We start from the raw sequence: 6,790 nt of genomic DNA, 5'->3' as shown, positions 1-6,790 counted from the left end.
GAAAGCCTGACGCATGACAGCATCATCGTCCAAATCCCTTACCTGCAGGGACGGGCACGCAATCATCTGGAACGTCTGCTGAGCGTTTTCGACCAGGAATGCCGGATGGCTACGGATGTTCATTTCCTTCAGATAAATGACGAGGGCATGGATAAGGAAGGGCGGTTGCTGGTGAACCGCCTGGTGATGGCGGCAGCTTCTCCCGATGTCAGACGGGAGATGCAGGTGGAAGACGAGATACTGTCTGAAATAGAGGCACGGGATACAGCCATCATGATGAAAGATAAAGAGATTGAACTGAAGACCCAGGAGATCGAGCAGAAATCTCAAGAAATAGAGCAACAAAAATCTATCTTGCGCACAACTGTCCGGAATCTGTCTCAGCGCGGTATGTCCGTGAAAGATATAGCTTCTGTATTGGCGGTGTCTGAAGAAACAGTATCTGCTTTGTTATCTGAATAAAGGAAGGTTACAGAGATTGCCAGGTGTAGTTTTCGTTCCTGGCACTTGGAAAATTGGAAGCATCTTTGCTTCTTTGCATGGTGTAACACATGAAATATCATAGAAGTATGAACGACAACCTGATCCGTTTTGACTGGGCGATGAAACGCCTGCTTCGCGACAAGAGCAACTACGTGGTATTGGAAGGTTTCCTCTCGACGTTGTTGGAAGACGATTTGCACATCTGCCGCTTTTTGGAGAGTGAATCCAACCAGCAGGATGCCGATGACAAGTTCAACAGGGCAGACATGCTGGTGGAAGACTCCAAAGGACGGTTGCTTATCATTGAAGTGCAGAACAACCGGGAACTGGACTATTTCCACCGGATGCTCTATGGCGTGTCGAAGACTATCTCTGAGTATATCAACTTGGGAGACGACTATGAAAAGGTGCGGAAGTTCTACTCTATCAATATCGTCTACTTTGATTTAGGCCAAGGGAAAGATTACGTATATCACGGCAAGACCATTTTCCGTGGTCTTCATAATCCGGATGATGTATTACAATTGTCCGTCCGTCAGCGTGAACTGTTTGTGGGCAAGGATGCAGGTGATATCTTCCCCGAGTATTATGTACTGCGTGTGAATGATTTCGACACTGTGGCAAAGACTCCACTGGACGAATGGATCCAGTTCTTGAAAACAGGACGGATTGAAGAAGATGCCACTGCAAAAGGGTTGCCAGAAGCGCGAGAAAAACTCCGGGTGGATTGCCTTCCGCCAGCCGACCGGCAAGCCTATAAGCGTGACATGGAAGCTTTGAGGTATCAACGCAGCGTTATCAAGACTGGTTGGTATGAAGGACGAGCTGAAGGTATTCTGGAAACAGCCCGCAATTTGAAAACGCTGGGGATGGATACTACGTTGATTGCACAGGCAACCGGATTGTCTGCTGACGAAATCGCCGCCTTGTAAGCACACAAATTCATTCAATAAAATATTCTCAAACTGCCCCAAGAGGATATTTTGTCCACACACAGATAACGCAGGTTCTAATGGATAATAGCTTTTTAATCATTAGAATCTGCGTTATCTGTGTGTGGACAAATCTCCTTTTGGGGCAGTTGCCTCTGCAAAGCAAATATTTTCACATTCCCAGTCAACACCCATCCCATTCGTCAAAGTTTCATAAATCATTTATCTTCAATCATATTCCTGCGATTTATCCGGTACCTCACTTTTTTATATTATCTTTGTCCCCCAACAATATCATCCTAAAAAATACTGCTATGACAAAAAATCAAGTAAAAATGTGGATTGTCGGCCTGCTGGCAGGTGGAAGTCTGCTGGCTTGTTCACCCAAAGAAATTCAGACCGGTAATCTGAACGTAATCCCTTTGCCACAAGAAATCACGGAAACGGCAGATGCTTCACCTTTCGTTATCCGTTCTTCTACCACCATCTGTTATCCCGAAGGTAACGCCAAGTTAGAACATACGGCCCATCTTCTGGCTACTTATATCAAGGAAGTGACAGGTACAGAAGTTAAAACTGGGACAAAAGCAGGAAAAAACTGCATTGTTTTGGGACTGGATCCGTCTATTCCACAAAAGGAAGGATATATTCTGAACATTACTTCCGACCAAGTCATACTGAACGGACAAACCGAAGCTGGCGTGTTCTACGGCACACAAACTATCCATAAGGCACTCCCCATCACGGAAGGAAAGGCGCTTGGCTCCTTACCCGCAGGAACAGTCAAAGACTTTCCCCAATACGGCTACCGTGGCTTTATGATTGACGTAGGACGACACTTCTTCTCAATAGATTATCTGAAAGAGTTGATTGATGTAATGGCTTTGCATAATATCAACTATTTCCACTGGCACCTGACTGAAGATCAAGGCTGGCGTATCGAGATAAAAAAATACCCAAAGCTTACTGAAATAGGTTCGGTACGCAAAGAAACCATCACAGCCCCTGGCTCCGGAAAATTTGATGGTACACCCGTAAAAGGATTCTACACACAAAGCCAAGCGAAAGAAATTGTTGCCTATGCAGCCGAACGGTTTATCACTGTCATTCCCGAAGTTGATATGCCGGGACACATGCTGGCAGCCCTTGCTTCTTATCCGGAATTGGGCTGCACCGGTGGCCCGTATGAAGTGGCAACCCAATTCGGAGTATTCAAAGATGTATTGTGCGGCGGCAATGAAAAGACACTGCAATTTGCCAAAGACGTAATCAATGAGATTATGGATATCTTTCCGGACGCACCTTACATACATATAGGTGGGGACGAATGCCCGAAAACAGAATGGAAAAAATGTCCTAAATGCCAGGCTAAAATACGTGAACTGGGCTTGCGGGACACCAAAGAGCATAGCAAAGAGAACCAACTGCAGGTTTACTTCATGAGTGAGGTGGAAAAAGAAATTGCCAAGCGCGGAAAAAAGATGCTGGCATGGGACGAAATCCTGGAAGGAAACCCCGACCCTCAAACAACTACTGTCATGGCATGGACCGGCGTTCCGGCTTCTATCAGATCGGCACAATTAGGGCACCAAACCATTGTATGCCCTATCACCCACCTTTATTTCAGTAATCCTGGCTATAACCGGCTGAAAGGTGTAAACAGCGTAGGCCGGGTGTATAACTTCGAACCGGCTTCCCCCAAACTGACAGAGGAAGAAAAAGAAAATATTATCGGTGTACAGGGTTGCATCTGGACTGAATGGACCAAAGACAGTGTGAAGATGGAATGGCAAATGATGCCACGTATCGCAGCATTGAGTGAACTGCAATGGAGTAATCCCGCACAAAAAGACCTCAACTCTTTTTTAAAGCGATTACGCCATCAATTGGATTTGTACGCTCTATCCGGTTATCATTATAAGGAAGATATAGAAGATGTAACAATCAGTGCCGGGCCTCAAGGAGAAGGCGGTGAAGCGGTTGTCAGCCTGACGACTTTCGACAATGCACCGGTCTTCTACACCACAGATGGTTCAGAACCTACCGCAGAATCACCAGTCTATACGCAACCGTTTACCCTGAAAGGAGAAACAACCACTATCAAGGCCAAAGCTATACGCAACGGACGGGAAAGCAGCACGGCTACAACCACGCTGGAATACAATCTGGCCACAATGCGCCCCATCACACTGAACTGCACGCCAGATGCCGGCTTCACTTACAAAGGTGCCCAGTTGCTGGTAGATGGTTTGACCGGTGACGATAATTATCGCTCCGGACGGTATCTGGGTATTTACGGCCAAAACTTCGATGCTGTTGTCGACCTGCAGGAAGAAAAAGAAATATCATCTGTTTCTATCGGTACCTATCTGGTTCCAGGCGACTATATTTTCGGGCTTACCGGATTAGAGGTCTATGTGTCTGAAGATGGAAAAAACTTCCATAAAATAGCCTCCAAATCTATTCCAACCTTAGAAAAAGGCAGTAAAAACAATGTGTTGAAACGCGAAGAAATCTCTTTCAATAAGACTAAAGCACATTATGTCCGGATTGTAGGCAAGAATACACCGGTGTTGCCTCAATGGCACCCTGGAGCCGGAAAGAAGACGTTCCTGTTTTTGGATGAGATAGCTATACAATAATAAATGTCCTCTGCCTATTCTACCGGTTTACCGAGAAGGTAAAGTCGAAAATAGAAGATAGAACACTAATTATGGAGGTGTGTCGAGATCACAAAGCAAAATGGTAATCGTTTTGCATTCCGGCACACCCCCATATTTTTTTCACCGTTACCCCCGCTGTAGCCCCAAAGACTCCTGACGCACAATACCAGACATTCCATTGAAATTGCCTATATATTGGAAGCGGACCGCTTATAGATAAGAAGACTGCTCCGTAGTGCTTAACAATAGACTTCTTATACCCAGGAACAGACAACATCTCCCAACAAGAGGAAAAAGGAAGACTATTTGCGACAAAGGGCAAGGGGAAAGAAGGTAAGATACGGGACGGTAAAGGACAACTCCCCAATTATTGCCCGACCTGCTCTCCTTTTGCGAAAAATTTCTGAAAAAACAGCAAATGATAGTCTATGGAATTGTTCCAATATGTAACAGTATGTGCACCCGGGCGGGTAATGAAGTCATGGCCTATTTTGCGGGACAACAATTGTCGATGTAACTCCTGATTGACTTCTAAGAAGAAATCGTCATCCCCACAATCTATCAATAGGGCGATGTCGCCATTACTGATTCTATCTAACTGACTCATAACCGTATGTGCATCCCATACATCCTTATTGGAAGCATATTCCCCCAACTGTTCCTTCATATTCCAACTGTCAGGAAAGGGACGTATATCCGCGCCGCCACTCATGCTGGCCGCCGCACCAAATGTATCTTTATGGCGGATAGAAAGCCACAAAGCCCCATGTCCTCCCATGCTGAGCCCTGAAATGGCACGAAACTTGCGGTCTGCCCGCGTCGCATAATGGCTGTCGGTATAATCGACCAATTCAGAAGCGACAAATGTCTCATACCGGTAATCTTTTCGCAGAGGACTATCCCAATACCAACTATTCTCAGCGTCCGGACAGACAAATATCATTCCTTTCTCATCGGCTATGGCAGGCAATTCAGGCTTTATACCAATCCAAGTTTTCGCATTGCCTCCATGACCGTGAAGCAAATAAACCACCGGGCAGGATTGCGGATTCTCTCCACACGATTGATCAGGGACAATAAACACGACCTCTACCGTTTTCTTCATCGAAGGACTGTGAACCATCAGTGTATCTACCCGCGCAGCTTGCAAAGAAATACAAACCCAAAGCAACAAAACACTTAGCAAACCAAATTTTCTCATCATATTTTTCATCGTTTTAAAAATAAATTGCTGTTATTTCCTACAAAATTAGTATATTTGCGCCAGAAACCATTTAAATCCCTTTATGGACTTTTTAATAATTCTACTTTTATTGATTTTTAACGGCATCTTTGCCATGTATGAATTAGCACTGGTGTCTTCCAGTAAAGCACGACTTGAAACTTTAGTAGGAAAAGGCAACAAAAGAGCCAAGGATGTGCTTAAGCAGCTGGAAGAACCCGAAAAATTCCTCTCTACCATTCAAATCGGAATCACTCTTATCGGAATTGTATCGGGTGCGTATGGCGGTGCTACGCTGTCCGACGAGGTGGAACCTTTGTTCCTGCTTATTCCCGGCGCCGAACCCTATGCGCATACACTATCCGTGGCCATTGTAGTGGTTGCCATCACTTATCTCTCGCTCATCATTGGCGAATTGGTACCCAAATCCATCGCACTGAGCGACCCTGAAAAATGGGCGACAAGACTCAGCCCGCTTATGATAACCGTAAAGAACATATCCTACCCGTTTGTTTGTCTGCTCAGTGCTTCTACCAAACTGGTCAACAAGCTCATCGGGCTGGAAGATAACGAAGAACGCCAGATGACGCAGGAAGAACTGAGAATGATTCTGCACCAAAGCTCGGAACAGGGAGTGATAGACAAGGAAGAAACAGAAATGCTACGTGATGTATTCCGTTTCTCGGACAAACGTGCCAACGACCTGATGACTTACCGCCGCGACATTGTAGTGATGCATCCCACTGACACGCGCGAAGACGTGCTGCGTATCATCCGCGAACAGCATTTCAGCAAATACTTATTGGTGGAAAACGGGAAGGATGAAGTCATCGGCGTTGTATCTGTAAAAGACATCATTATCATGCTGGGAAGCAACCAGCCCTTTAACTTGCGTAATATCGCCCGCCCGGCCCTTTTCATTCCTGAGAGCTTGTATGCCAAGAAAGTACTGGAGCTGTTCAAGAAAAACAAGAACAAATTTGGCGTAGTGGTCGATGAATATGGCAACACAGAGGGTATCATCACCCTACACGACCTGACAGAAAGCATCTTTGGCGATATTCTGGAAGAAAACGAAACGGAAGAAGAAGAGATTGTTTCGCGCCAGGACGGTTCATTATTAGTGGAGGCCTCCATGAACCTGGACGACTTTATGGAAGCTATGGGCATTATGAATTATGATGACCTGAAAGAAGAAGATTTCACAACCCTCAGCGGATTAGCCATGTTCCTGATAGGAAGAGTACCCAAAGCCGGTGACTTGTTCAGCTACCAGAATCTGGATTTCGAAGTAGTAGACATGGACCGCGGACGAGTAGACAAGCTTCTGGTAGTGAAACACAACGAAGATGAAGAAGGAAAGGAGGAGAAGTAGAGCCATTGTAGGGGTTCACACCGAAAAAGCAACAAACTCTTTCTGCCGGTTCTGTCTGGCACAAGACACAGACAGGCATAACTGCTCTTTGTCGCTATATATCCCTTTTTGACAA

The 6,790-nt window shown here is 45.6% G+C and carries 4 protein-coding genes and 1 pseudogene; 4 read left to right on the top strand and 1 reads right to left on the bottom strand.

Annotated elements, in window-relative coordinates:
* The 3 genes and pseudogenes from B5F34_RS17570 to B5F34_RS09335 all read left to right on the top strand — a co-directional run.
* Positions 1 to 462, top strand: a pseudogene (locus B5F34_RS17570) (hypothetical protein); the annotation flags it as partial.
* Positions 463 to 569: 107 nt separating this feature from the next.
* Positions 570 to 1,415, top strand: coding sequence for an Rpn family recombination-promoting nuclease/putative transposase (locus B5F34_RS09340; protein WP_239448901.1), 846 nt, complete (start codon positions 570 to 572; stop codon positions 1,413 to 1,415).
* 314 nt (positions 1,416 to 1,729) lie between these two features.
* A complete protein-coding gene (locus tag B5F34_RS09335; protein ID WP_087337803.1) occupies positions 1,730 to 4,057 on the top strand; it encodes a family 20 glycosylhydrolase in 2,328 nt (775 codons plus the stop codon).
* 388 nt (positions 4,058 to 4,445) lie between these two features.
* Here the strand turns inward: B5F34_RS09335 and B5F34_RS09330 are convergent, their stop codons facing one another.
* The gene (locus B5F34_RS09330; protein ID WP_087337799.1) at positions 4,446 to 5,291 is read right to left on the bottom strand and encodes an alpha/beta hydrolase family protein; all 846 of its coding nucleotides are present in this window, start codon (positions 5,289 to 5,291) and stop codon (positions 4,446 to 4,448) included.
* Positions 5,292 to 5,364: 73 nt separating this feature from the next.
* Here B5F34_RS09330 and B5F34_RS09325 point away from each other — a divergent pair, with 73 nt between their 5' ends.
* Complete coding sequence (locus B5F34_RS09325) at positions 5,365 to 6,675, top strand: hemolysin family protein (RefSeq protein WP_087337796.1); 1,311 nt, start codon at positions 5,365 to 5,367, stop codon at positions 6,673 to 6,675.
* Positions 6,676 to 6,790: the final 115 nt, after the last annotated feature.

Source organism: Mediterranea sp. An20 (assembly GCF_002160055.1).
Lineage (GTDB): Bacteria > Bacteroidota > Bacteroidia > Bacteroidales > Bacteroidaceae > Bacteroides > Bacteroides avicola.
Note: the sequence above shows the minus strand (reverse complement) of the source record. Positions and strands in the feature narration are given on the sequence as shown.